The sequence below is a fragment of the Streptomyces sp. NPDC058401 genome (assembly GCF_042722885.1).
Lineage (GTDB): Bacteria > Actinomycetota > Actinomycetes > Streptomycetales > Streptomycetaceae > Streptomyces.
The window spans coordinates 24,618-49,611 of record NZ_JBHXKA010000034.1 but is presented as its reverse complement, the minus strand read 5'-3'; the positions used below and the strand labels follow the sequence as shown (position 1 = coordinate 49,611).

Genomic DNA, 24,994 nt, shown 5'->3' with positions numbered 1-24,994 from the left:
GGCGGACCGATCCGCCGTGGCGGACCGCGCGGGCACACCGGATCGCGCGGGCCCGGGCGTAGCGGACGGGGGCGCACTTCACCGGGAGATCCGCTCGTAGGCGGCCCGGAGCAGGTCCTCGTCCGGGGCGGCGAGCAGGGCGGGGCGGCCGATGGCGTCGAGCACGACGAACCGCAGCCGGTTGCCCCGGGTCTTCTTGTCGATGCCCATCGCGTCGCGCAGCGGGGCCCAGGCCCCGCCGTGGGTGGTGGGCAGGCCGGCGGCGCCGAGGAGGTCGCGGTGGCGCTCGGTGTCGGCGGCGGACAGCCGGCCGTCGAGCCGGGCGAGTTCGGCGGCGAAGACCATGCCGGCGGCCACCGCGTGGCCGTGCCGGACCCGGTAGCCGGCGACCCGCTCGATGGCGTGGCCCAGGGTGTGGCCGTAGTTGAGGTGCTCGCGGCGGCCGTCCTCCCGGAAGTCCTCGGTGACGACCTCCGCCTTGACGCGGATGGCGCGCTCGACGAGCTCCCGGGTGTGGACGGCCGCGGCGGGGTCCTCCTCGACCAGGCGCAGGATCTCCGGGTCGGCGATGAACCCGGCCTTGATGACCTCGGCGAGGCCGCTGACGTAGTCGGCGGGCGGCAGGGTGTCCAGCAGGTCCAGGTCGCACAGCACCCCGGCGGGCGGGTGGAAGGCCCCGACGAGGTTCTTGCCCTGGGGCAGGTTGACGGCGGTCTTCCCGCCGATGGCGGCGTCGACCATGCCGAGCAGGGTGGTCGGCACCAGAACCAGCCGTACCCCGCGCAGCCAGCCGGCGGCGGCGAACCCGGCGAGGTCGGTGGTGGCCCCGCCGCCGACGGCCACGACGGCGTCGGAGCGGGTGAACCCGGCGTCCGCGAGGGCCCGCCACAGGCCCACCACGACGGTCATGTCCTTGGCGGCTTCGCCCTCGGGCACTTCGAGGGAGACGACGATGCGTCCCTCGTCGGTGAGCTCGCGGGCGATCCGCCGGGCCGTCGGCAGCAGCGTGCGGGAGTGCACGACGGCCACCCGCAGCGGTTCGGAGCCGAGGACGCGGCCGGTCTCGCCGGTCAGCCCGTGGCCGACGACGGCCTCGTAGGGCCGTTCGCCGCCGACGGGTATCCGGGTGCTCCCCGCCAGCACCGGCGTGTTCAGCGTCGGGGCGCTCACCGGACGGCCAGGTTCTCGAGGTAGCCCCGGTGGTTGCGGGCGGTCTCGGCGACGGAGTCCCCGCCGAACTTCTCCAGCGCGGCGTGCGCGAGGACCAGCGCCGTCATCGCCTCGGCCACGACGGCCGCGGCGGGCACCGCGCAGACGTCGGAGCGCTGGTGGTGGGCGACGGCCGGCTCGCCGGTGGCGACGTCGATGGTCGCCAGGGCGCGCGGCACGGTGGCGATGGGCTTCATGGCGGCGCGCACCCGCAGGGGTTCGCCGGTGGTCATCCCGCCCTCGACCCCGCCGGAGCGGGCGGTGCGGCGGCGGACGGCCCCTTCCGCGTCCCGCTCGATCTCGTCGTGGGCGAGGGAGCCGGGGACCTTGGCGAGGCCGAAGCCGTCGCCGAACTCGACGCCCTTGATGGCCTGGATGCCCATGAGGGCGGCCGCCAGGCGGGAGTCGATGCGCCGGTCGCCGTGGACGTAGCTGCCCAGGCCCGGCGGAAGTCCGTACACGAGCACCTCGACGACTCCGCCGAGGGTGTCGCCGTTCTCGTGGGCCCGGTCGACCTCGGCGACCATCGCGGCGGAGGCCTCCGGGTCCAGGCAGCGCACCGGATCGGCGTCGACGCGTTCGGTGTCGCCGGGTCCCGGGACCACGCCCTCGGGGGCGGCGGCGGCGCCGAGGGAGACGACGTGGCTGACGATGGTGATCCCGTACGCCTGCTGGAGGAAGGCGCGGGCGACCTCGCCGACGGCGACGCGGGCGGCGGTCTCGCGGGCGCTGGCCCGCTCCAGTACCGGCCGGGCGTCGTCGAAGCCGTACTTCTGCATCCCGGCGAGGTCGGCGTGGCCGGGGCGGGGCCGCGAGAGCGGGGCGTTGCGCGCCCGGCCGGCCAGCACCTCGGGGTCCACGCCGTCGGCGGCCATCACCGTCTCCCACTTGGGCCATTCGGTGTTGCCGACCTGGACCGACACGGGCCCGCCCTGGGTGAGGCCGTGGCGGACGCCGCCGAGGAAGGTCACCTCGTCCCGCTCGAAGGCCATCCGGGCGCCCCGGCCGTGGCCGAGGCGGCGCCGGGCGAGGGAGTCGGCGACGGCCTTGGTGGAGATCTCCACCCCGGCGGGCAGGCCTTCGAGGACGGCGGTGAGGGCGGGGCCGTGCGATTCGCCCGCGGTGAGCCATCGCAAAGTACTCAAGGGTGATCCTCTGTCATGCGGCGTGGTGGGCCGGCGGGGTGGGCGTGCGGACCCGGCCGGTGGGGCGGCCGGGTCCCCGTGGAGGGGGAAGGACGGCGGAACGGGTCGTACGGGGATCCGCGGGCCGGGGTCAGACCCCGACGGCCACCGGCGGGGCCTCGATGGGCCCCATCCGCTGAACCCGCCACCCGGCGCCCAACAGGCCCTGGGCCACGGTGACGGCGGTCCCGCGGGCGACCATCAGCTCGACCAGGCCGCTCTCGTCGCCGGGCGAGTGGTCGATGGTCATGTCCTCGATGTTGACGCCCAGTTCGGCGGCGTTCGCCAGGAGCCGGGCGAGTTCGCCGGGCTGGTCCCCGATCAGGACCCGGACCGGCGCGCAGGCGGGCACGGGGTGGCCGTGCTTGCCGGGGATGCGGTCGCGGCCGCTGATGCCGCGGCCGAGCAGGTCGGCCAGGAGCGTGGTGCCCTGGGCGCGTTCGTCGGCGTCGTTGGTGGCGAGGCCCCGCAGGGCGGCCACGGTGACCTGGAGGTCCTCGGCGAGTTCGGTCAGCACGTCGGCGACCGCGGTGGCGTTGGACTCCAGGATGTCGCTCCACAGCCGGGGGTCGCCCCCGGCGATCCGGGTCACGTCGCGCAGCCCCTGCCCGGCGAGGCGGCAGGCGTCCTCCGGGAGGTGCTGGAGGCGGGCGGCCATCAGGGAGGCGACCACGTGCGGGGTGTGCGAGACGCGGGCGACGGCCCGGTCGTGGACGTCGCTGTCCATGACGACGGGCACCGCCCCGCACAGGGAGACCATCATGAGCGCCATGTTGAGCGCCTCGCGGCTGGTGTGGGCCGTGGGGGTCAGCACCCAGGAGCGGCCCTCGAAGAGGGTGGCGCAGGCGGCGAGCGGGCCGGAGCGCTCCCGGCCGGCCATGGGATGTCCGCCGATGAAGCTGACGGGGTCGGCGCCCGCGGCGAGGACCCCGATCTCCGGCTCGGTCTTGACGCTGGCGACGTCGGTGTACGAGTGGGCGAGGCCCAGCTTCTGCTGGGCGGCGAGCACGGTGCCGACCTGGGCCGGCGGGACGGCCAGTACGGCCAGGTCCACGGTGTTCTTCGGGGCGCCGACGGTGCCGGCGCCGAGCGAGGCGGCGGTGCGGGCGGCCGAATCGTTCTCGTCGATGAGGTGGACGGCCACCCCGCGACGGGACAGGGCCAGTGCGATGGAGGTTCCGATGAGGCCCGTCCCCACCACCGCGGCGGAGCGGATCATCTGGGATCCCCGGCGGTGACCAGGTCTCGGCGCAGGGCTGCCGCACCGCCCAGGTAGACGTGCTTGATCTCGCGCTTGGTCAGCTCCGTCTCGGCGTACGCGAGGATCCGCACGACCCGGGGCAGGGCCCCGGCGATGTCCAGTTCCTGCGCGCACATCATGGGCACGTCGGTCACGCCCAGTTCGCGGGCGGCGACCGCCGGGAACTCGCTGACCAGGTCGGGGGTCGCCGTGAAGAACAGGCTGACCAGTTCCTCGTGGTCGAGCCCGTTGGCGGCGAGCATCTCCTGGAACAGCGTTCGGACCCCGTCCAGCAGGTGGCCCCGCTCGTCGACTTCCAGCTGGATGGCACCGCGCAGGGCACGCACGGACATGGGCTTCTCCCTTTGCTTCAGAACGGTACGTCGATCGGTCGCGCGGGATCAGGCGGCGGCCGGTACGGCTTCGCGGCGGGGCTCGCCGGCCACCTGGCGGTTGCGGTACAGCTCGGCGACGCGGAAGGCCAGGTCGAGCGACTGCTTGCGGTTCAGGCGCGGGTCGCAGGCGGACTCGTAACGCTGTCCGAGGTCGGTGAGCCGGACCTCGGCGCCGCCGCCGACGCATTCGGTGACGTCGTCGCCGGTCAGCTCGATGTGGATGCCGCCGGGGTGGGTGCCGAGCGCGCGGTGGACCTCGAAGAAGCCGGTGACCTCGTCGAGCACGTCGTCGAAGTGCCGGGTCTTGTGGCCGCTGGGCGCCTCGAAGGTGTTGCCGTGCATCGGGTCGCAGATCCACGCGGGGCGCGCGCCCTCGGCGGTGACCTTGCCGATGAGCTCGGGGAGGATCTCGCGGATGTTGCGGGCGCCCATCCGGGTGATGAAGGTGAGGCGGCCGGGCTGGCGCTCCGGGTCCAGCTTGTCGATGAGGCGCAGGGCCTCGTCGGCGGAGGTCGTGGGGCCGAGCTTGACTCCGATGGGGTTCTGCACCGTGGAGGCGAACTCGATGTGGGCGCCGTCGAGCTGACGGGTGCGCTCGCCGATCCAGATCATGTGGCCGGAGACGTCGTACGGCCGGCCGGTACGGGCGTCGACGCGGGTGAGCGCGGCCTCGTAGTCCAGGAGCAGTGCCTCGTGGCTGGCGAAGATCTCGGAGGAGTGCACGGCGGCCGGGTCGGCGCCGCAGGCGGCGAGGAAGGTGAGCGCGTCGTCGATGTCCCCGGCGAGGCGCTCGTAGCGCTCGCCGACCGGGGAGGCGGCGACGAAGTCGCGGTTCCACTCGTGGACCTGGCGCAGGTCGGCGTAGCCGCCGGTGGTGAAGGCCCGTACCAGGTTCAGGGTGGCGGCGGAGGAGTGGTACATCCGCTTGAGGCGCTCCGGGTCCGGGGTGCGGGACTCGGGCGTGAAGGCGAGGCCGTTGACGGAGTCGCCGCGGTAGACGGGCAGTTCGACACCGTCGCGGATCTCGGTGGGCTTGGAGCGGGGCTTGGAGTACTGCCCGGCGATCCGGCCGATCTTCACCACGGGCACCGAGCTCGCGTAGGTGAGGACGGCGGCCATCTGGAGCAGGGTCTGCACCTTGTCGCGGACCTGGTCGGAACTGACGGCGTCGAAGGTCTCGGCGCAGTCCCCGCCCTGGAGGACGAAGGCCTCGCCGCGGGCGACGTCGGCGAGCCGGTCGCGCAGCCGGTCGCACTCGCCGGCGAAGACCAGGGGCGGGTAGGAGGCGAGGTCGTCGAGCGCGGAGCGCAGGGCGACGGGATCGGGGTAGGTCGGCTGCTGGGCGGCGGGCAGCAGCCGCCAGGTGTCGACGGCCGTGGCGTGCGTGGCGAGGGTCATGGTGGCTGTGCCTCGATCGGTTTCGGTGGGAAAGGGAAGAGGTGTGGGCCTGTCGCCGCCCGGGATGGCGGCCCCGGGTGCCGGGGGTCCGTACGGTGGTGCGGCCGTACGGACCCCCGGTGGGCAATCCGTTTCAGGAGCCTGTCTCGCCAGGTGCCTAGACCGGCTCGTGGACCTCGGAGGTCCGGGCCGAAGGCGCCTGGGCCTCGGACGGCTGGGCCTCGGCTTCCTCACCGGCGGCCTTGTGGCCCTTGGTGAGGCCGAAGAAGAGCAGGCCGCCGACGCCGAGGACGGCGATGACGATGCCCATCGGCACGGCGCTGTCCTCGCCGGCGAGGCCGACGAGCGGGACCACGGCCGCGCCGATCAGGTGCTGGGACAGGCCCAGCAGTGCGGCGGCCGAACCGGCCACGTCGCCGTGGTCCTGGAGGGCCAGGGCGAAGGAGTTCGGCAGGACGAGGCCGACGCTGGAGACGACCAGGAAGAGCGCGACGAGCAGCGGGGCCAGACCGGCGTCGGTGAGGACGACGGCGAGCAGTGCGAGGCCGCCGACCGCGGAGACGGCCAGACCGGTGGCGAGCAGGGCGCGCGGGCCGGTCTTGTGCACGATGCGGCCGCTGACCTGCGCGGCGATGACCAGGCCGAGGGCGTTGACGCCGAAGACGACGCTGTAGCCCTGCGGGGACATCCCGTGGATGGACTGGAGCACGAAGGTCGAGCCGGAGATGTACGCGAACATCGCGGCGAAGGCGAAGCCGCAGGCCAGGTTGTAGCCGACGAACACCCGGTCGCTGAGCAGCCGGCGGAAGATCGGCCCGGTGGCCTTGAGGCCGCCGCTCACGCGCCGTTCGGCGGGGTGCGTCTCGGGCAGGGCGCCGGCGACGCCGATGAGCATCAGGGCGCCGATGATGGCGAGGGCGACGAAGATGCCCTTCCACGAGGTGACGAGCATCAGCTGGCCGCCGAGGACGGGGGCCAGGATCGGCGCGATGCCGGTGATGAGCATCAGCATCGCGAAGAACCGGGCCGCGGCGGGCCCGGTGTGCCGGTCGCGCACGACCGCGGAGGCGATGACGATGCCGGTGGCGCCGCCGAGGCCCTGGAGGGCGCGCAGCCCGACCAGCGTCCAGATGTTGGGGGCGAAGGCGCACAGCAGGGCGGTGACGGCGAACAGCGCCAGACCGGCGATGAGCGGGCGGCGGCGGCCGAGCGCGTCACTGACGGGTCCGGCGATGAGCTGGCCGATGCCGAGGCCGAGCAGGCAGGCGGTGAGGCTGAGCTGGGCTGCCGAGGCGCTGGTGCTCAGGTCCTCGGCGATCTGCGGAAGACCCGGCATGTAGGCGTCGTTGGCCAGCGGGCCGAGAGCGGTGAGTGCACCGAGGATGATGGCGAACCGGACGATGCCGGCGCTCTTCGGTGTAGCGGATGAAGTCATGTGTCTGATCCCCTCCGGGGGACGCGGAATCAGTAGGCGACGGTGATGCGGGCCTGGATCGCGTCGCCGCGCTCCAGTTCGTCCACGAAGGCGACCGCGTAGTCCGCGATGCTGATCTGGCTCTTGCCTTCGGCGTCCACCAGGAGCTGCTCACCGCCGACTCGATAGGTCCCGGTGCGCTCACCGGGCTCGATCTGGGCGGCGGGGGAGATGAACGTCCAGTCCAGGGAGCCGGCCTGGCGGTAGAGGGCGAGCGCCTCGCTCTGGGCGAGCGCGTTCTGCTTCCACACGGCCGGGAAGTTCGGGTTGTCGATGACCTTGACGCCCGGGGAGACCTCCAGGCTGCCGGCGCCGCCGAGGACCACGACACGGCGTACGCCGCTGCGGGTGAGGCCCTCGATGAGTGCGGTGGCCGCACCGACGATGATCTTGTGGTCGTCGTCGACGCCGAGCTTGGGGCCGACGGCCGAGGCGACCGCGTCGTAGCCCTGCGCGGACAGTTCGGCCACGGTGTCCGCGTTGGTGGCGTCGCCGGCGATCACCTTGAGGCCTTCGTGGCTGGTGCCCGCGATCTCGCCGGTGCGGGTCACGCCGGTGACGGCGTGGCCGCGGGAGAGCAGTTCGCCGGCGATGGCGCTGCCGATGTGTCCGCTGGCTCCGAAAAGCAGGATGTTCATGGTGGTGCCTCTTCTTCCTCGGTGATTCTTCGGGGGTGGTACCGGACGAGGAGTCGTTGCGAGGGCTAGTCCTCTTCGAGGAAGTCGGGCTGCTCGCGGATGATCTCGTCCCAGAGCAGCTGGAAGCTGAACCAGCCCAGCTGCTCGTTGCCGAAGCCGTCCCCAGCGGCGACGGCCTGCTCATGGGTGAAGCTCTTGGGCGTGCCCGCCGCCCGGGCGAGCAGCTGCACCTGGGCGCAGCTGTCGTAGGTGAAGAACCAGTGCACGGCCTCGTCGAGCGATCCGCCGACGGTTATCAGGCCGTGGTGGCGCAGGAGGATCGCGCGGTTGTCTCCCAGCTTCTCCGCGATGTCGCGGCCGAGTTCGGCCGAGACCGAGGGGCCCTCGTACTCCTCGTAGAGGACCTGGCGGTTGTAGAAGGCGGCGGACTCCTGGTCGATGGGGTCCAGCAGGCGGCCCAGGGCTCCCAGCGCGCGGGAGTGCGCGGTGTGGCCGTGGGCGGCCGCGGTGGCGCCCGGCGCCAGCTCGTGGATGGCCGAGTGGATGACGAAGGCACTGGGGTTGACCCGGTGCTTGCCCTCGACGACGGTGCCCGCCGAGTCCACGCAGATGAGGTCGGCGACGCGGACCAGGTTGAAGGAGACGCCGAAGGGGTTCACCCAGAAGCGGTCCTCGTGCTCCGGGTCGCGGACCGAGATGTGGCCCGAGATGCCCTCACCGAAGCCGTACTTGCCGAACAGGCGCAGCGCGGCGGCGAGCCGCTGCTTGCGGTGACGGCGCGTCTCCTCGTGGGTGGCGAAGACCGGCTCGCTCGGGATCGGCAGGCCGGTGTGCGTGTCCGCCAGGTAGGCGGGCCGGTCGGTCTCGGTGACGCTCATGCTCGGGGGTCCTCATCTCCGGAATCTCCGGGTCGTTTTCCGGTGTCGGTACGGGTGCGGGTGCGGGCGGCGGCCCGGCCGGGAGCGGGGTGGTCCCCCGCTCGCGGCTAGACCGTGAGCAGGACGTCCTCGTTCTCCTGGGTCGCGGCCGTGACGGTCTCGGCGTGCTGCAGGATCGCGCCGACGATGTCCTGGCTGCGGTCGACCAGGGAGGGGATCCCGAAGGTGAAGAAGAGCGAGCCGGCGGCGATGTTGCCGAGCCCGTAGAGGCGCGGGTCGGGCCGGCCGTTGGTGGTCAGCTGGCTGGTCGGGCGCGCTATGTGCAGGCCGCCGTGCGGGTGGCGGCTGGCGACGCGGCTGCGCATCAGTGAGGTGACCAGGGGCGCGGCGCTGGTGGGGATGCGCCCCTCGGAGGCGTTGACCGCGCTGATGACGCGGTCGGCCGTGAAGTCGTGTCCCTCGGCGGTGACGACGTCGAAGCCGGCCTCGGGGTTGGGGGTGATGTTCTGCAGGCCGGCGACGATCTCCAGCTTGTCCGCCTCGACGAGGTCGAGGAGGACGCCGGCGCTGCCGGGCGGCATGGGGCAGCACAGGCTCATGATCGTGCGGTAGTGGGCGCGCAGCAGCTGGACCTTGTCCTGTTCGCGCAGCATCGGCCAGACGTCGGGGCCGGTCTCGGGGACGGCGCGCTGGAGGATGCGCAGGCCCATGTGGGGGGAGTCGACCTCTTCGATCTGCCGGCGCAGCCGGTCGACCGGGTCCTCCAGGTCGACGCGGATGATCTCCGAGACCACGGCGTCGAGGTCGGCGCCCACGTCGCGGAACTCGGCCCGCATGATGGTGGCGATGTCCTCGAGGGAGATCTCGGGGTGGACCGCGGCCAGCTCCTCCATCCGGTGCGGGGTGAAGTGCCGCAGCTCGAAGGGGACCGCCTTCTGCCGTACGCCGGGCAGGACCCCGCGCCGGGACAGCAGGCTGATCTTGCCCTGGTGTCCCTGGGCGGCCAGCGACAGGATGATGTCGATGGCGGTCAGGCCGCTGCCGATGATCGCGACGTGCTCCCGCTCGCCGACGTCCGCCAGCTTGTTGACGATCGGGTACGGGTCCCCGACGAAGCCGGGGGTGTCGCCGAGACCGTAGACGTCCTTGGGGCTGTCGCCGCCGACGCACAGGATGGCGTAGTCGAAGGCGCGGGCGCGGCCGTTGCCGGTGCGCAGCAGCACGCGGTTGGCGGCGCGGCTCGCGGAGGTGACGCCCTCGCCGACGAGGTCGACCCGCCAGCCCTGGCGGCGCAGTTCACCGAGCGCGGCGTAGGCCGTCTGCTCCAGGTACTCGCCGTACACGGTGCGGGGCGCGAAGCGGCTCCCGGACCAGCGGTCGACTCCGGTGCGGACCCCTATGACCTTGTCCCGCGTCTCCAGCCAGTTCTCGAAGTGCTGGAGGTCGCCGGCGCGCACGGACATGTCGTCGGGGGTCGCGTTGACCTTGAGGGTCTCGGTGTCGACCTGGTAGGCACGCCCGCGCCACAGGTGCGGCGACGGTTCGAAGACCGTGAGGCTGCCGGGTTCGCTTTGTGTTCGCGACAACGCGTCGATCAAGCAGACTGCAGCCGCGCCTCCTCCGACGATACCGATCGAGAATCCACGGGACATGTGTCAGTCACCTATCAATTCGTGGAAGGCGCGGGGTCGTCGTGCGCCGGCCTTGCTGTCCGCGATCACGGTGGCCCTTTCCTCGCCTACTCCGGGGATTCAGTGGGAGCCGCCGGCCGCCCCCGGTGCGGCGGGGGCGGAGCCGGTCGGCCAATGGTTTGGGTCTCTGCTACCGGGGTCAGTGCGACTTGGGTCTGTGCGACTTGGGTCTGTGCGACTCAGGCGGCGGAGTTCTTGAAGTTCTTCATCGAGACGGTGTAGTCACCGCGGTTGGCGCGGTAGTCGATGCAGTACTCCTGCGGGTACCAGCCGCCGATCTGCCACTGCTGCGGCTGCTTGATGGGCCAGCAGCGGCTCGGGTTGACCCCGGTGGCGATGCCCTCGAACCAGGCCTTCGTGATCATCGGCTCGAGGAAGCTGATCTTGGCGTCGTAGGCGCCGTAGATGAAGGTCTGGGTGAAGGCGGTGGAGTGCCATTCGGGCGAGTTCAGGTCGACCAGGTGGTTGCCCATGGCCGCCTCGGCCACGTTGTTGTTCACGTAGTCCGCCGGCAGGTACTGCGGGGGGATCGGCTCGATGGCCGTCGCGTAGTCGTCGCAGTTGATGGCCAGGCCGCACGGACCGCTGCGGATGGCGTCGCGCTCCGCCTTGGACTGCGTGTAGAAGTGGAAGTCGAAGTGCGGGACGGTGTAGATGTGCTCCGGCCCGTGGCCCATCGGGTTGTAGTTCAGCAGGGCCCACTTGAGCGGCATCCCGGGCAGCGAGGTCAGCTGCGAGGGCAGCTCCAGCGGGCGCTCGTGGCCGCCGACGCACTCGGTGTGCTCGTTGACCGTGCCGTTGCCGTCCATGTCGTAGCAGTGGTGGCCGTCGGTCATGGTGGTCGGCAGGTTGGTCAGCGTGTTCTTGGGGAAGACGAAGCCGACGGTCTGCGGGGTGGTGCCGTTGATCTGCGCGTACGTGCGCACGGTGCCGTTGCCGAGCGCGCTCGGGGCGCCGTACGAGGCGCAGGGCCCCGCGTAGGAGAGCGTCTCCTGGAGCAGGACCTGCGCGGCCCACTGCGCGACCTTGACGGTGCGCTCGCGGGTCGGGGCGTCCCGCGTCACCAGGCAGACGGTCACCGAGCCCGAGGTGCGTGCCGCGGCCTCAGCGGTGGAATCCGTGGCCTGGGCCGGGTTCCCGGGCAGGATCAGCAGGGTCAGGGCTGATATGGCCAGGGCGGCTCCGAGGAGCACCCGCCAGCTCAACAGCTTCTTCGCGCGCACTTCACACCTGTTCCAGTTCGAATCTGTGGAATCCGCCCTGAAGGAAGATCAGGGGGGTCTGGGTCTCGCGGGCACCCATGGCGACGACTTCGCCGATGACCATCACGTGGTCGCCCGCCACCACGTGGTCGCGCAGGCTGCACTCCATCCAGGCGGCCGCGTCGAACAGCAGCGTCCCGGTGGCCTCGCCCGGCGCTCCCGCCACCTCGGTCAGCGCCTGGTCGCGCTCGGGCCGCCGGCGCGCGAACGCGCGGGCCGTGGACTCCCCCTCGGCGCCGAGGATCGAGATCCCGACGACTCCGGTCCGCAGCAGCTCGGCGAAGAACTCCGAGTCGTGACGGAAGCTCAGGGACACCAGCGGCGGTTCCAGGGAGACGGAGGTGAGCGAGTTGACGGTGATCGCGTTGTGGGTGCGCACGCCGTCCTGGTCGGTGTAGGTGCTGACGACGCACACCCCGGTGGCGAAGGAACGCATCACATCGCGCAGGTCGTGGTTCATGGCCGGGCCTCTCTGCTGGGCGCGGACGGGTGCGCGCGGCGCGTCGGCCGCGGGCACCCGTCCGTACGCGGGCTTAACGGTCAGTTGTCCTGGGCCCAGCGGCCGCGGGTCCAGCCGTCGAGGTCGTAGTCGTCCAGGGCCCGCTGGACGAGGTCGCCGTAGTTGTCCAGCAGACCGGCGCCGCGCGACCAGTTCAGGGTGTCGAGGCGCACCTGGTCGGGACCGCCGGCGTAGTTGAGCTCGTACAGCTCGTGGCGGGCGCCGAACTCGGTGCCGATCGCGTCCCAGGCCAGCTTGAAGAGCTTGGTGCGCTCCTCGGCGGTGGCGCCGGTGCCGCGGTAGTAGCGGTCGAGCAGCGGACGCAGCTCGGGGTTCTGCAGGTCCTTGGCGCTGGACGGGGTCATCAGCAGCGCGCCCGCGAGGTGCTCCTCGAAGAAGCGGTGCGTGCGCTCCCAGCTGAGCGGGGCGAGCGCCCGGTAGCCGGCCGAGTAGTCCATGCGCGGCAGGACGGTGCCGGCGGGGCCGGCCTCCGGGTCCAGGGCCATGGCGGTGGTGACGGCCCAGGTCTGGTGGCGCCAGGCGAGCAGCTCGCCGAGGCCGGCCTGGACGCCGCGGAAGCCGTCGGTGCCGTTGATGCGGGTGCCGCGGTCGAGGACGCCCGCCATGAACTCGAGCTTGACCGACATGCGGATGGCGCCCTGGAAGAAGCCGCGGGAGAGCAGGCCGGAGCGCGGGAAGTACTGGTGGATCTTCTCGGTGTCCCGGTAGATCAGGACGTTCTCCCACGGGATGAAGGCCTTGTCGAAGACCAGCACCGCGTCGTTCTCGTCGAACCGGCTGGAGAGCGGGTTGTCGAACGGGCTGGTGGCCTGGCCCTCGTAGGAGGTGCGGCAGACGACCTTCATGCCGGGGGTGTTCAGCGGGGCCAGGAAGGCCAGCGCCATGTCCTCGGCCTTGCCCTTTTCGAGGTTGGCCAGGTGGATCTGGCCGACGAAGGCGACGTTGCTGAGCGCCGAGGCGGTGGCCATGAGCTTGGCGCCCTCGACGACGATGCCGTCCTCGCGCTCCTCGACGACCTTGAGGTAGACGTCGCGGATCTCGTGCGCCGACTTGTTGCGGTCGACCGGCGGGTTGACGATCGCGTGGCTGATCGAGAGGCCCTGGCGGGCGTACTTCTCGTACCAGGCGCGGGCATTGTCGCCGAAGGGCTCGTAGAAGTCGTGGGTGACGGCCAGGCCGGCCATGAACGACGCCTTGTAGTCGGGCGTGCGGTTCATGAAGCCGTAGCTCAGGCGGGCCCAGTGCTCGATGGCGTCGCGGGCCTTGATGAGGTCCTCGCCCGAGTGCGCCGGGGTGAAGAAGCGGTGGACGCGGTACCCCGTGTACCGGTCGACCGTCGTCATCAGGTCCTTGGTGTCCGGGTGGTGGAGCGCGTCATAGAGGTGCGCGGTCGACCGCGCGGCCATGGCGAAGGCCGGGTGCGTCGTCACGTCCTTGACGAGCTCGCCGTCCACGAAGACCTGGCGGCCGTCACGCAGGCTCTCCAGGTAGGAGTCGCCCGTCATGAGGTCGTTCGGAGCCTCATCCACTATCGGGACCTGACCCATTTTGGTGTCCTCTCCAGGGGTAATACACGCGACCGCTGCCGGGCGCACAGTTCGATTGATCCGAGCGTAGGCTCGGCCGCCGATCCGCTCTTGCGGGGCTGCGCACGGACAATTGCCCATCTACGCCAACCCTGGCGCCATCACATTCCAGGGGGTACGTCAACAACCAGGCAAGGAAGCCTTGTTGACCTCACGGAGAAGGGGCAGTCGCGCTTCTCAATATTGCGGAATGATGAATTCCGAATGCCCTGAAATAACTTCGGCCCGACCTTGATCCAGATAATTCGGATACGCAGCCGGGCCCAAAGAAAAAGAATTGCAAAAGATGTCCGGCGGCTGGTCAGGCGGCGGGACGGGTCTGACCGGCGGAGGCTGCGTCGATACAGGCGGCCTCGGCTATCAGGATGATCTTCTCTACGTGCGGCAGCAGCCGCATGCCCGCTTCGGTGAGCTGGACCCGGCCGCCGGCGCGATGGAACAGCGAGGCCCCGATGTAGTCCTCGAGGTTCTTGATGTGCGCGGTGACGCTGGGCTGCGAGTAGTGGAGGTTGCGAGCGGCACGAGTAAAGCTCATCTCGGCGGCTACTTCACGGAACGAGCGTAACTGCTGGAACTGCACGGCAGGGGCTCCCTTCTGCGAGGCTCAGAGCCTCGGAGAGTAGAAACATACCACGGTGCAGGTATAACTGCAGTACGACGATTCGCCGTTCACCTTCCCGTACGACTGCGGACATACCTGTGGCCATGCCCGCAGGGAGGGCATGGCCACAGGTCAGCCGCTGCTTCGTGGTTGACAGCGGGTTGGGCGTAGTGGACTAGTCGGACATCTCCATCGGCGAGAGGAGGTCCCGGGCGATCTGCGGGAGCAGACGGTCGATGAGGAGCCCCGTGCGCGCGGATCCGTCGGCCGCGCGCGGGATCGCGTCGACGGCCACCGCGTGCGAGAGCACCCACGGCATGCGCCGCTCACAGGCGGCCAGCGCGGCCTGGCGTCCGCCGGCCTCCTGGTCCTCCTCCAGGAGCGGTACGAAGGCCACCACCAGCGTCTCGCCCACCTCGGGCAGCCGGGTGCGCATCACCGCGATGTCCTGGACGCAGGGCAGGTCGAGGAGTTCGAGTTCGAGCGCGAAGAAGGCCGTCTCGAAGTCCTCCACCAGCACTTCGTCGTACTGCTGGTCGTCGAAGGAGGGCAGGTTCACGCGGACATCTCCTGTTGCATCGACTGCTCCAGCTGCAGGTTCAGGGTGATGATGGGCAGCACCGCGTCGAGGAGGTCCCCGGTGCGGATGCGGCCCGTCGGGCTGTACGGGATGGTGTCGACGGCGATGACGTGCGCGGGCAGCGACGGCACCCGGCGGGCGCAGGCCGCGCTGAGCGCCTGGTAGCCGGTGGCCTCGCGGCCGACCGCCACGGCGATGAAGGGCACCACGATCGCGTCGCCCAGCACCGCGCTGCTGACCCGCATGACGGCGGTGTCGCGCAGGCAGGGCAGGTTGAGCAGGTCCGACTCCAGCCGGAACAGCTCGGTGTCGACCGCCGAATCGCGGACCACCACGGGCACTTCGGTGACCCGCCCGGTGACCAGCAGCCGCCCGGTCTCGTCCACGTACCCGGAGTCGTCGGTGACGAGGAAGCGCTCCGCGCCCCAGCCGAGGTCCAGCTCGGCGACCTGGGTCTCGCCGTCCAGGTAGCCGTCCATGACCTGGTGTCCCGCGAAGGCGAGGCGGCCGCTCTCGCCCTGCTGCACCGGCTGCCCGTCCTCGCCGAGGACGGCGACGGTGGTGCCGAGCGTGGTGTGGCCCGAGCGCGGCGGCGAGACCAGCAGCTCCTCCGGGCCCATGACCGCGGTCAGCCCGGTCTCCGCGCTGCCGAGCGCGGTGTGCAGCACCGGGCCGAGCCGCTCCCAGGCCGTGTTGACGGTCCACCGGCCCAGGTGGGCGCCGGGGGTGAGGAGGAAGCGCAGGTGACGGGTGCGCGGCGAGGGCTCGGCGTTCTCCGGCAGTCCGAGCACTCCGTGCAGGGCGGAGGGGGTGATCACACCGGTGCTGACGCGCTCGGCGACGAGCAGGGAGGCCAGGGTGTCCGGGCCGGCTCCCTCCGCGAGGACGACGGTGGCGCCGATGCCGAGCATCGTGCGGGCCAGCGCGAGGGCCGTGGGCTCGGTCGGCGGGGCGGAGGCCAGGTGGACGTCGTCCCGGTTGAGCCCGAACTCGTCGACGAGGTCGACCAGGTGGCGGCCCTCGGAGGGGGTGCGGCGCACGGCGATCCGGGAGGGACCCTCACTGCGGGCACTGACCGCGAAGGACTCGTACGGCCGGGGCGCGGGCAGGGTGCGCAGGGGTTCGGCCGAGGTCAGCAGGTCGAAGTTGAGCGCCTGGTGCTTGCCGGGGGCGGCCGGGGCGCCGGGAGCCGTGATCCCGTCCAGCAGGACGTGCACGGCCTGCGGGCCGCTGGGCCACACGAGCTGGTCGAGGGTGGCCCGGTGCTCCGAGGTCACGAAGACCACGGACGGCTCCAGCCAGGACAGCACCTGGCCCAGATCGTCCGTGCCGCTCTGCGGGTCGAGACCCGTGCAGGAGACGCCGAGGGTGGCGCAGGCGCTCATCGCGACGGTGAGCTGCCAGCTGTTCCCGGCGAGGAAGACCGCCCGGACCGCGCCCTCGGCGGGCAGGTGTTCGGTGAGTCCGGCCGCCGTCCGCTCCACGGTCTCGGCGAACTGGCCCCAGGTCAGCCGCACCTGGCCGTCGACCAAGGCATCCCGCGTCACGCCGCCCGCCGCGTGCCGGCGGATGTCATCGAGCTTGATCATGTGGGTTCTCCGTGGTCGGTCAAGAGCCTCGTATGTGGCTCGGGGCCGCGCCCATGGAAACAAACCTGCATGAAGGTAGGCAACCGTCATCGGAAGATCTGATGTCGTCGCCCGAAGCACCGAATCGGTTGCGGAAATGCCTCCGCCGGGCGTCGAGGACGCCCGGCGGAGGTGAGGCAGGGGGAAAACTGGTTCCACAGGACGGATCGTCCGCGGGAGGCGCTAGTCCTGAAGATCGTCCGGATCGACGAGTTCGGTCTCCGCCCGCTCCCGCAGGTGCTTCTCCAGATCGGCCACGACCCGCTCGGCACGGCCCGGGGCCATGTCCAGTTCGGCCAGCACCGTCGGCAGGGCGATGATCGGCATGATGTGCCTGAGCAGCACGGATACCCGTACTTCCAGGTCCTCCCAGTCGGTCAGCACCTCGGAGAGCACCTGCACTCCGGTGAAGGCGCCGACGAAGAGGTTGGCTACCGCGTCCAGGTCCACGTGCGCGTGGAGTTCACCGCACTCCCGGGCCTGCCCGAGGGCGAAACGGTTGTGCTCGATCCAGTCCTGGTAGGGCCGCAGGCGGTCCGCGTGGTGACTTCCGCGCTCCAGCGAGAGCCTCAGGCTGCCCTGCACGATCGGGTCACTGCGGATCTGAACAGCGAAGAGCATGCCCTTGTCGATCAGTTCCTGGAGCCGGGTGCTCCGCGGCACGAGCGGGAAGCCGAGCGTGTCGATCTGGCTGGCCAAAACGGCCTGGGCCAGCTCTTCTTTGCCCTTGAAGTAGTAGTAGAAGGCGCCCTTCGTGAGACCGAGCCGCTGGTACACGTCCGCGATCGTGGACCCGTTGAAGCCCTTCTCCGCGAACACGGCGCCGGCCGCCTCGACGATGAGCTGCCGGGTGCGCCGAGAAGCCTCTCTCTGAGACACCCTCGCTCCTTCCACGATGCTGGCGGCCAATCATGCACCTCCTCGGGGGTACGAGCATGTCACCGAAAACAGCCGTTGCAAATTATACCAGGCAGCACGTATCTTGCGGCGACCGGGACATACCATCAGCGGCTCGAATCTGCCTTGGAGCCCGAGGGGGAGTTCATGTTAATCACGTCATTTCCGACTGAAAACGCCCAAAGACCATCGGTCGGGGTCTCAGATACAAGGCCTCCGGCCGTACCGAACTGGCTTGTACACCGCCCAGACACCTCCGAGGTGTTCCTCTCCGACTGGGAACGAACCGGTACCGACCGGTTCAATGTGTCACTGCGTTGGCCGGAAAACCATCCTTTCCATACCGCGCTGCACGGTTTTCGTTCGCCGGCCGTGATAGCGGAGGCCATCCGCCAGACGGGGATCCTGCTCTCGCACGCCGAGTACGGCGTCCCCCTCGGGCACCAGTTCCTCATGTCCGACATCCACTACCGGGTCGATCCCGAACTCCTCGGTACGGACGGTGATTCCCCCGTCCACATCGACGTGACCTGCACGAACATCAAGCGCCGGGGCAACCGGCTGTCCGGCATGATCTGCCACATGACCGTGGTGCAGGACGGCCGGGTCATCGCCACCGGGGGCGGCAGCCTGACGTGCACCTCTCCCGGCGCATACCGGCGCATGCGGGGCGAACACGCCGATGCCCGGCCGCTCCTGCCGGTACCGGAACCGGTACATCCCGCCCTCGTGCTGCGGACCGACCCCGCTCACGTCCTGCTGGCTCCCACCAGGGATCCCCGGTGCTGGACGCTGCGGCCGCACACCACGAGCAGGACGCTGTTCGCACATGAAAACGATCATGTGCCCGGCATGGTCCTCCTGGAGGCCTCCCACCAGGCCGCCTTCGCCGTCGCCGGCACGACCCGGATGTACCCGACCGCGCTCCGCCTGATCTTCGACCGGTACGCGGAGTTCAACACGCCGTGCCTGGTGCAGGCCCAGCCGGTCACGCGGAGCCGGGACAACACCCTCTCCCTGAGCGTCACCGGCCACCAGAGCGGCCGCCGCGTCTTCCTCGCCGTGCTCGAGGCAATTCCCGTTTCGGCCTGATCTCCTCCCTTTCCAGCGAAATGGGAGCCTGTTTCTCTTGATCCACTGTGCGAGACACCCACGCTCGAAGTGGCGGGAAGGGCGTCGGCATGCCAGCCTGTGACGTCATCCGACTTACCGTCACCAGCAGTTGTAGGGGGGATACTCCTGTGAGCAGGCAGTGCCCGTTCGTCATCGATCCGCTCGGCCAGGACATTCACGGAGAAATCAAGGAAATACGCTCCCTCGGGCGCGCGGTCAAAATCGTGCTTCCCGGTGGTGTGGAGGCGTGGTCCGTCACGGACTACGCGCTCGTGAAGCGCCTGCTCACCGATCCCCGGGTGTCGAAGGACGCCTACCGGCACTGGCCGGCGTGGATCAGCGGAGAAGTCGACCAGGAGTGGCCGCTGGCCATTTGGGTCTCGGTGCAGAACATGGTCACCGCCTACGGCGACGAGCACGCGCGCCTGCGCAAGCCGGTGGCGGGGGAGTTCACCATGCGCCGGGTGGCCGCCCTGCGGCCCCGGGTCGAGGAGATCGCCGACGGATTGCTGGACCGCCTGGAACAACTCCCGGCGGAACAGTCCGTGGACCTCCGCAAGGAATTCGCCCACGTACTGCCGCACGCGGTCGTCTGCGAGCTTTTCGGAATTCCGCATTCCGCGCGTGATCCGCTCCAGGTGATCATCGACAGTTTCTTCGCCACCTCGATCACCCCCGAGGAGGCGATGGCGAATGGCATAGCCATGTACGAGATCCTGAACGAGGTCGTCGCGCACAAGAGGAAGAATCCTGCCGACGACCTGACCTCGGGGCTCGTCGCCGCACGCGACTCGGGCGCGGCGGACATGAGCGAGAAGGAACTGCTCGACAACCTCATCCTCCTCTTCACCGCCGGGTACGAGACGACGGTCAACCTCATCGACAACGCGGTCGTCTCCCTCCTCACCCACCCCGAGCAGCTCGAACTCGTACGGGCCGGCAAGGCCTCGTGGGAGGACGTGATCGACGAGTCCCTGCGCGTGGACCCGCCCGGCGCGCACAGCATCCTGCGGTACGCCGTCGAGGCCATCGAGATCGACGACGACGTGCGGATCCCGCAGGGCGACCCGATCGTCATCTGCTTCGCCGGAGCGGGCCGCGACCCCCTCCAGCACGGGGCCGGGGCGGATCTCTTCGACATCACTCGCGACACCCGCGCCGACCACGTCTCCTTCGGGTACGGGGCCCATCACTGCCTCGGCGTGAACCTGGCCCGGATGGAGGTCGCCATCGCGCTGTCGGCGCTCTTCGAGCGGTTCCCCGACATCGCCCTGGCCGTGCCGGGCGCCGAACTCCGCCCGAAGTTCTCGTTCGTCTCGAACGGCCACCGGACGGTTCCCGTGATCCTCGGCCCGTCCAGCCCTCGCCAGGGGACTGTTTCCAGCCAATAGTGCCGGAGCTACCCCTCCCTGAACACTCCACCGGACCGCGGCAGACAGAAGACTCACCATGACGGAAAAGACCGGCCTCCTCACGGGCCGGCGCGCCCTCATCACCGGCGCGAGCAGCGGTATCGGGGCGGCCGCCGCCCGGGTGTTCTGCGAGAACGGGGCCTCGGTGCTCCTCACCGCCCGGCGCGAGGAGGAACTGGCCACCCTCACCCGCGAACTGACGGACCAGGGTTTCACCGCCGCCTACGCGGTGGTGGACGTGGCCCGCGCCGAAGAGGTCAAGGCGGCGGTGGACAAGGCGGTGGAGCTCTTCGGAGGCCTGGACGCCGCCTTCAACAACGCGGGGCTGGGCACCGTGCCCGCGCCGCTGCACCTCACCGAGGACGCGGACTTCGAGGCCGTCATGGCCACCAATGTCCGCGGCACGTGGAACTGCATGAAGTACGAGATCGCCACGATGCTGCCGAACGGCGGGGCGATCGTGAACAACAGCAGCGTCGCGGGCCTCGTCAGCACTCCGGCGGCCGCCGCGTACATCGCCTCCAAGCACGCGATCATCGGACTGACGAAGGCCGCCTCCGAGTACTCCGCCCAGGGCGTCCGGGTCAACGCCATCGCTCCCGGCACCACCCGCAGCGAAATGATGGCCCAGTGGTTCGACCTGAACCCGGGCCTGGAGGAACATCTGCACACCATGGCCCCGCTCCCGCGCACGGCGGACCCGCGCGAGATCGCGCACGCGGCCGCATGGCTACTGAGCGACCAGGCCTCCTTCGTGGTCGGCGCGACCGTCCCGGTGGACGGCGGCTGGACCGCCCGCTGACGGCCCCGCACCGCGGTGTCCGACGTCCGGCCGGAAGGCGGCGGAACACCGCGGAACCCCGGGGCGAAGAAGAGAAGAAGAGCTGTACGGGCACCCCGGGCCGCCCCACCGGGCCACCCGGGCGCCGATAAAATCACCCCATGCAGATGTACGAGAGACCCAGAGTGATCGTCCTGACGGGAGCCACCGGTTTCATCGGCTCGGCCGCACTGGACGCCCTGGCCCGCCGTCCCGGCGTCCTGGTGCGGGCCCTGGCCCGCACCCCCGGTGCGGAGCGCGAAGGCGTGGAGTGGGTGCGTGCGGACCTGGGCGAACCGGGCTCGCTGCGCGGGGTCTGCGAGGGCGCGGCCGCGCTGGTGAACCTGGCCTCCTACATCGGGCGGGACGAGGAGCGCTGCCACACGGTCAACGTCCTGGGCGGCGGGGCCCTCCTCGCGGAGGCCGTGCGGGCGGGCGTGCGCCGGATCGTCCACCTGTCCACGGCCGCGGTCTACGGGAACCTCCCGCACCGCGGGATCGAGGTCGACGAGGTGGTCCCGGATCCGGTGTCCGCCGCGAGCCGCTCCCGGCTGGTGGCCGAGGCCCCGGTGCTGGCCGCAGGCGGCATCGTCCTGCGGCCGGGCCTGGTGCTGGGCGCCGGTGACCGCTGGGTGGTACCGGCCCTGGCCGAGCTGATCGAACGGGTCCCGGCCAGCTGGAACGGCGGCCGCGCGCTGCTGTCCGTGGTCGACGTCGGCGAGCTGGCCCGCCTGATCGACGCCCTGGCCACGGACCCGGACGCCGTCGCGGGCGGGATCCACCACGCGAGCCACCCCGCCGCGGTGACCAGCGCCGACCTCGTGTCGGCCCTGGCCGACGAAGGGATCGTGCCGGCGGTGCGGGAGGAGTGGTCGTGGGAACGCTGCCTGGAACAGCTCCGCAGGCGTCCCGGCCGGGTGACGGAGCGGCAGTTCTCCCTGCTGGCCCGCGACTACCACCAGCGCGCCGAGTCCATCTGGCGGCTGACCAGGCTGCGCCCCACGTCCACGCCCCTCGCGCTGCTCCCCTCGGCCGCTCCCTGGTACCGCGCCCACCTGGCCGGCGCCTGAAGCACGCCGCCGCCCGGCCGCCTCAGCCGGCGCCCTCCCCGTAGAGGATCCGGAAGCGGCCGATGTCCGCCGGATCCCGGTCGACCACCCGGACCGGCGTCCAGGCCCACTGCCAGACGCTGATCCCCGGCGCCCGGGAGAACCGGATCGGCCCGCGGCTGCCCTCGACTTCCACCCGCGGCCATGCCGCGGCGACGGCCGCCCGGTCCGTGCCGTACGAACGGAACACCTCCGCGAGGACGGTGACGCTGTCCCAGCCCTCGAAGGCCACGAACGAGGGCTCCTCGCCCAGCCGCTCGCGGAGCTCCTTCCCCACCCGCTCCCCGAGCGGACCGAGCCGCTCGGGCAGGTAGCGCAGGAAGGGGATCCCGGCGCCGTCCTCGCCCAGCGCCCCGGCCCATCCGGCGAACTCCGGCTGCCCGGCCGGAGCCCCGATCAGCAGCTCCCCGAGCCGCCGGTCGCCCCGTACGGCCCTGACGATCGCCGCCGCCGGCTCCGGATACCCGACCAGCAGGAGGAGCGCGGTACTCCCCTCCTCCACGAGCCTGTCGCACAGCCCCCCGACAGAGCCCTCCCCCACACCGATCTCGACGACGTCGCCGCCGCGGGCGGCAAAGCACTCCCGCAGGATGCGGGTCCCGGAAGCCCAGTACACGCTCGGCTGGGTCGCCACCGCGATCCGGCGGTGGCCCGCCCCGAGCAGGAACTCCGCGTACGTCCGCCACCCGTGGGACTGCGCCGGGGCGATCCGCGCGACCCACTGCGTCGGCTCTTCGGTGAGCGCGTCGAGCACCGCGGAGGAGCACAGGAACGGCACCCCGAGGGCATCGGCCCGCGCGGCCGCGGCCCGGGCGACGACACTGTGGTACTCCCCCACCACGGCGGCCACCCCCAGCCCGGCCAGCTCCTCCACGGCCGCCGCGGCCCGCTCCGGATCGGCCGCGGTATCCCGTACCAAAACCTCCAGCGGCAGCCCACCCACCCCACCCGCGTCATTGACCTCGCGCACGCCGAGCTCGATCCCCGCAAGCAGTTGCCTCCCCGCGTCAACCCACCCGGGCCGAGCCAACGGCACAAGAACCCCCAGCCGCACAACCGACGACGCCGGCAAACCCAAGGCATTCACAGCGCGACACCCCTCATTCCCCAAGCCAACTCGATCACCCCGCCCATTGGGACCCACCCCACCACCCCCAAGCAACCGATTACCCCCCACCCCACCCGAAAGCAAACCCCGACAAACCCCAAGTCAGCCCCCAGGACCCGAGGCAGACTCAGAACAGAACCCGAGGCAGAGCCCCAGCCCCAGCCCCAGCCCCCGAGGCAGACTCCCAAACAGAACCCGGGCGGAGCTCCGGGGTTCGGGGGCCAGGGCGGAGCCCTGGTTTCGGGGGCCCGGGGCGGAGCCCCGGTTTCGGGAAGGGGTGGGGTGGGGGGAACGGCCCCGCAGGGCCCCACCCCGACCCGGCTCTACCGGGTCCCACCTACCCCCAGCCGCACACCCCCACTGGAACCGGGTCCCCCGCCACCGACGTCGTCGTACCAGCCACACCACACACCACGGCCCCACACTCCGAACAGACAGACAGGAACGGCCCCATGACCCAGCCAGACCCGGTCCCGGGCCCGCCCCACACCCCCGCCTCCCGACCCCACCCCCACCCACCTCGCGCCCTCCCCCACGCCCGCGCCCTCACCTGGCCCGCGCTCCTCCCCGCCCTCCTCTCCCTACTCCTCGCCGCACTCCTCACCCGCCCCTCCCTCGTCCCCAACACCCCCGGCCACCCAGGCAGCTTGCTGGAGACGTTCCTCCCCTGGCTCGGCCTGGCCGTCCCCCTCCTCCTCGTCCTGGCCCTCCGACGCCGCTCCGCGGCCACCGCCCTGGCCCTCCTGCTCCCCACCGCCGCCTGGCTGTTCCAGTTCGGCACCCTCCTCCCGCACGCCGCCGCGCACGCCGCCGCCGCCCACACACCCCATCCCACCCTCACCGCCGTCCAGCACAACATCAGCGACGAGAACCAGAACCCCTCCCGCACGGCCAAGGCCCTCGCCGCCCCGCACCCCGCCCTCATCGCCGTCGAGGAGCTCACCCCCGCCGCCCTCGCGGCCTTCACCGGCGCCCTCGGCGCCGACTACCCCCACCACGCCACCCACGGCACGGTCGGCCTCTGGTCGGCATATCCGCTCACCGACGTCCGCCCCCTCGACATCAAACCGGCAGCCATGGCCGACGACCCGAACTGGAACCGCGCCCTGCGCGCCACCGCCGCCACCCCCAACGGCCCGGTCGCCGTCTACGTCGTCCACCTGCCCTCCCTCCGCCTCGGCCTCGGCGGCTTCGGCTCCGCCCGCCGCGACGAGAGCGCCGTCCTCCTCGGCACCGTCCTCGCCGCGGAACCCGCCGACCGCGTCGTCCTGCTCGGGGACCTCAACGGCACCGCCGACGACCGCGGCCTGGCCCCCATCCGCACCGCCCTGGCGACAAAGGCCACTCCCACCACGGCCACCACCACCCCCGGCTTCGCCTTCACCTGGCCCGCGGCCTTCCCCCTGGCCCGGATCGACCAGATCCTGGCCCGCTCAGGCACGGTCACCCACGTCCGCACGCTGCCCGCCACCTCCAGCGATCACCTGCCCCTCACCGCCGACATCCGGTTCGATTAACGTACGTTCATGACTGAATTCGTACTGGTGGCAGGCGCCTGGCTGGGAGCGGCGGCATGGGACGAGGTGGCCGCCGAACTCCGCACCGAACTCCGCACGACGGGTGGCGACCACGAGGTCCACGCACTGACCCTCTCCGGCCTCGCGGACAAGCAGGGCGTCTCAGCCGGCCAGCAGACGCACGTCACGGACATAGTCGACGCCATCGATGAGCTCGGCCTGCGCGATGTGGTCCTCGTCGGCCACAGCTACTCCGGCATCCCGGTCGGCCAGGCCGCCGAGCGGATCGGCGCCCGCCTGAACCGGGTGGTCTTCGTCGATGCCAACGTCCCCGCCCACGACGAATCCTTCGTCTCCGGCTGGCCGGACGGCCGCTCCGCCGTGGAGGCCTCGATCGCCGCGAACGACGGTTTCTGGCCACCCCTGCAGGCCGACGACTGCCAGGGCCAGGGCCTCACCGAGGAACAGACCGCCCGGCTGCTCGCCGGTGCCACCCCGCATCCGGGCGCCACGCTCACCGAGCCGGCCGTACTGACCCACCCGCTCGCCGAGCTCCCCGCGACCTACGTCAAATGCCTGCTGGACGGCGCCGAACCCCACCCCGAGGTGGCGAAGCTCCTGGCCACCGGCCCGGACTGGCAGTGGGTCACCCTGGACACGGGCCACTGGCCGATGTTCTCCGCCCCGTCCGCCCTGGTCCGCATCCTCCTCGACGCCGCCGCGCAGGACACCCC

At 71.2% G+C, this 24,994-nt stretch carries 22 protein-coding genes and 1 pseudogene; 6 read left to right on the top strand and 17 right to left on the bottom strand.

Going from position 1 to position 24,994, the window contains the following annotated elements; translation table 11 throughout:
* Positions 1-78: 78 nt before the first annotated feature.
* The 16 genes from aroB to ACFWNV_RS15425 form a co-directional block, all read right to left on the bottom strand.
* Positions 79-1,170, bottom strand: a complete 1,092-nt coding sequence (gene aroB / locus ACFWNV_RS15500; protein ID WP_383946232.1) for a 3-dehydroquinate synthase — start codon at positions 1,168-1,170, stop codon at positions 79-81.
* Positions 1,167-2,354, bottom strand: coding sequence for a chorismate synthase (gene aroC / locus ACFWNV_RS15495; RefSeq protein ID WP_383946229.1), 1,188 nt, complete (start codon positions 2,352-2,354; stop codon positions 1,167-1,169). The genes aroB and aroC overlap by 4 nt, the downstream gene beginning before the upstream one ends.
* A 130-nt stretch (positions 2,355-2,484) precedes the next feature.
* The gene (locus ACFWNV_RS15490; RefSeq protein ID WP_383946293.1) at positions 2,485-3,609 is read right to left on the bottom strand and encodes a prephenate dehydrogenase; all 1,125 of its coding nucleotides are present in this window, start codon (positions 3,607-3,609) and stop codon (positions 2,485-2,487) included.
* Positions 3,609-3,986 carry a chorismate mutase gene (gene aroH / locus ACFWNV_RS15485; RefSeq protein ID WP_383946226.1) on the bottom strand — a complete coding sequence of 126 codons (378 nt, stop codon included), beginning with the start codon at positions 3,984-3,986 and terminating at the stop codon, positions 3,609-3,611. The genes ACFWNV_RS15490 and aroH overlap by 1 nt, the downstream gene beginning before the upstream one ends.
* Before the next feature lie 48 nt (positions 3,987-4,034).
* Positions 4,035-5,426, bottom strand: coding sequence for a class II 3-deoxy-7-phosphoheptulonate synthase (locus ACFWNV_RS15480; protein WP_383946224.1), 1,392 nt, complete (start codon positions 5,424-5,426; stop codon positions 4,035-4,037).
* A 157-nt stretch (positions 5,427-5,583) separates the two neighbouring features.
* On the bottom strand, positions 5,584-6,861 hold the full coding sequence (locus ACFWNV_RS15475) for a multidrug effflux MFS transporter (RefSeq protein ID WP_383946221.1): 1,278 nt from the start codon (positions 6,859-6,861) through the stop codon (positions 5,584-5,586).
* A 29-nt stretch (positions 6,862-6,890) separates the two neighbouring features.
* On the bottom strand, positions 6,891-7,538 hold the full coding sequence (locus ACFWNV_RS15470; protein WP_383946218.1) for an NAD(P)-dependent oxidoreductase: 648 nt from the start codon (positions 7,536-7,538) through the stop codon (positions 6,891-6,893).
* 65 nt (positions 7,539-7,603) lie between these two features.
* Positions 7,604-8,416: a class II aldolase/adducin family protein gene (locus tag ACFWNV_RS15465; RefSeq protein WP_383946215.1), complete on the bottom strand. Its 813-nt coding sequence runs from the start codon at positions 8,414-8,416 to the stop codon at positions 7,604-7,606.
* 107 nt (positions 8,417-8,523) lie between these two features.
* A complete protein-coding gene (locus tag ACFWNV_RS15460; RefSeq protein WP_383946213.1) occupies positions 8,524-10,068 on the bottom strand; it encodes an FAD/NAD(P)-binding protein in 1,545 nt (514 codons plus the stop codon).
* 218 nt (positions 10,069-10,286) lie between these two features.
* Positions 10,287-11,330 carry a hypothetical protein gene (locus ACFWNV_RS15455; protein WP_383946211.1) on the bottom strand — a complete coding sequence of 348 codons (1,044 nt, stop codon included), beginning with the start codon at positions 11,328-11,330 and terminating at the stop codon, positions 10,287-10,289.
* A 1-nt stretch (position 11,331) separates the two neighbouring features.
* The gene (locus tag ACFWNV_RS15450) at positions 11,332-11,829 is read right to left on the bottom strand and encodes a flavin reductase family protein (protein WP_266914258.1); all 498 of its coding nucleotides are present in this window, start codon (positions 11,827-11,829) and stop codon (positions 11,332-11,334) included.
* A gap of 80 nt (positions 11,830-11,909) precedes the next feature.
* The gene (locus ACFWNV_RS15445) at positions 11,910-13,418 is read right to left on the bottom strand and encodes a 4-hydroxyphenylacetate 3-hydroxylase family protein (protein WP_383946207.1); all 1,509 of its coding nucleotides are present in this window, start codon (positions 13,416-13,418) and stop codon (positions 11,910-11,912) included.
* 358 nt (positions 13,419-13,776) lie between these two features.
* Positions 13,777-14,010: a LysR family transcriptional regulator gene (locus tag ACFWNV_RS15440; RefSeq protein WP_383946204.1), complete on the bottom strand. Its 234-nt coding sequence runs from the start codon at positions 14,008-14,010 to the stop codon at positions 13,777-13,779.
* Between the two features lie 241 nt (positions 14,011-14,251).
* On the bottom strand, positions 14,252-14,635 hold the full coding sequence (locus ACFWNV_RS15435) for a hypothetical protein (protein ID WP_383946201.1): 384 nt from the start codon (positions 14,633-14,635) through the stop codon (positions 14,252-14,254).
* A complete protein-coding gene (locus ACFWNV_RS15430; RefSeq protein ID WP_383946198.1) occupies positions 14,632-16,245 on the bottom strand; it encodes a class I adenylate-forming enzyme family protein in 1,614 nt (537 codons plus the stop codon). Before ACFWNV_RS15430 ends, ACFWNV_RS15435 begins: the two co-directional genes overlap by 4 nt.
* Positions 16,246-16,467: 222 nt before the next feature.
* Positions 16,468-17,163, bottom strand: coding sequence for a ScbR family autoregulator-binding transcription factor (locus tag ACFWNV_RS15425; RefSeq protein ID WP_383946195.1), 696 nt, complete (start codon positions 17,161-17,163; stop codon positions 16,468-16,470).
* Between the two features lie 165 nt (positions 17,164-17,328).
* On the opposite strand from ACFWNV_RS15425, the gene ACFWNV_RS15420 reads away from it, so the two are divergent.
* The 4 genes from ACFWNV_RS15420 to ACFWNV_RS15405 all read left to right on the top strand — a co-directional run bounded on the left by ACFWNV_RS15420 (position 17,329) and on the right by ACFWNV_RS15405 (position 21,596).
* Positions 17,329-18,273: a ScbA/BarX family gamma-butyrolactone biosynthesis protein gene (locus ACFWNV_RS15420; protein ID WP_383946192.1), complete on the top strand. Its 945-nt coding sequence runs from the start codon at positions 17,329-17,331 to the stop codon at positions 18,271-18,273.
* A 149-nt stretch (positions 18,274-18,422) separates the two neighbouring features.
* Complete coding sequence (locus ACFWNV_RS15415) at positions 18,423-19,685, top strand: cytochrome P450 (RefSeq protein ID WP_383946190.1); 1,263 nt, start codon at positions 18,423-18,425, stop codon at positions 19,683-19,685.
* Between the two features lie 58 nt (positions 19,686-19,743).
* Positions 19,744-20,508, top strand: a complete 765-nt coding sequence (locus ACFWNV_RS15410) for an SDR family NAD(P)-dependent oxidoreductase (RefSeq protein WP_383946187.1) — start codon at positions 19,744-19,746, stop codon at positions 20,506-20,508.
* 140 nt (positions 20,509-20,648) lie between these two features.
* Complete coding sequence (locus tag ACFWNV_RS15405; RefSeq protein ID WP_383946184.1) at positions 20,649-21,596, top strand: NAD-dependent epimerase/dehydratase family protein; 948 nt, start codon at positions 20,649-20,651, stop codon at positions 21,594-21,596.
* 22 nt (positions 21,597-21,618) lie between these two features.
* Here the strand turns inward: ACFWNV_RS15405 and ACFWNV_RS15400 are convergent, their stop codons facing one another.
* The gene (locus tag ACFWNV_RS15400) at positions 21,619-22,683 is read right to left on the bottom strand and encodes an ABC transporter substrate-binding protein (protein ID WP_383946290.1); all 1,065 of its coding nucleotides are present in this window, start codon (positions 22,681-22,683) and stop codon (positions 21,619-21,621) included.
* Positions 22,684-23,195: 512 nt separating this feature from the next.
* Here ACFWNV_RS15400 and ACFWNV_RS15395 point away from each other — a divergent pair.
* Together ACFWNV_RS15395 and ACFWNV_RS15390 are read left to right on the top strand one after the other, a co-directional pair.
* Positions 23,196-24,260 carry an endonuclease/exonuclease/phosphatase family protein gene (locus ACFWNV_RS15395; RefSeq protein WP_383946182.1) on the top strand — a complete coding sequence of 355 codons (1,065 nt, stop codon included), beginning with the start codon at positions 23,196-23,198 and terminating at the stop codon, positions 24,258-24,260.
* Positions 24,261-24,269: 9 nt separating this feature from the next.
* Positions 24,270-24,986 (top strand): annotated as a pseudogene (locus ACFWNV_RS15390) (alpha/beta fold hydrolase); the annotation flags it as partial.
* Positions 24,987-24,994: the final 8 nt, after the last annotated feature.

Bases quoted from the DNA above. Each gene is read 5' to 3' on its own strand.
- aroH (WP_383946226.1), bottom strand. From the start codon at position 3,986: ATGTCCGTGCGTGCCCTGCGCGGTGCCATCCAGCTGGAAGTCGACGAG.
- ACFWNV_RS15480 (WP_383946224.1), bottom strand. From the start codon at position 5,426: ATGACCCTCGCCACGCACGCCACGGCCGTCGACACCTGGCGGCTGCTG.
- ACFWNV_RS15475 (WP_383946221.1), bottom strand. From the start codon at position 6,861: ATGACTTCATCCGCTACACCGAAGAGCGCCGGCATCGTCCGGTTCGCC.
- ACFWNV_RS15470 (WP_383946218.1), bottom strand. From the start codon at position 7,538: ATGAACATCCTGCTTTTCGGAGCCAGCGGACACATCGGCAGCGCCATC.
- ACFWNV_RS15465 (WP_383946215.1), bottom strand. From the start codon at position 8,416: ATGAGCGTCACCGAGACCGACCGGCCCGCCTACCTGGCGGACACGCAC.
- ACFWNV_RS15460 (WP_383946213.1), bottom strand. From the start codon at position 10,068: ATGTCCCGTGGATTCTCGATCGGTATCGTCGGAGGAGGCGCGGCTGCA.
- ACFWNV_RS15450 (WP_266914258.1), bottom strand. From the start codon at position 11,829: ATGAACCACGACCTGCGCGATGTGATGCGTTCCTTCGCCACCGGGGTG.
- ACFWNV_RS15440 (WP_383946204.1), bottom strand. From the start codon at position 14,010: ATGAGCTTTACTCGTGCCGCTCGCAACCTCCACTACTCGCAGCCCAGC.
- ACFWNV_RS15430 (WP_383946198.1), bottom strand. From the start codon at position 16,245: ATGATCAAGCTCGATGACATCCGCCGGCACGCGGCGGGCGGCGTGACG.
- ACFWNV_RS15420 (WP_383946192.1), top strand. From the start codon at position 17,329: ATGTTAATCACGTCATTTCCGACTGAAAACGCCCAAAGACCATCGGTC.
- ACFWNV_RS15410 (WP_383946187.1), top strand. From the start codon at position 19,744: ATGACGGAAAAGACCGGCCTCCTCACGGGCCGGCGCGCCCTCATCACC.
- ACFWNV_RS15405 (WP_383946184.1), top strand. From the start codon at position 20,649: ATGCAGATGTACGAGAGACCCAGAGTGATCGTCCTGACGGGAGCCACC.
- ACFWNV_RS15395 (WP_383946182.1), top strand. From the start codon at position 23,196: ATGACCCAGCCAGACCCGGTCCCGGGCCCGCCCCACACCCCCGCCTCC.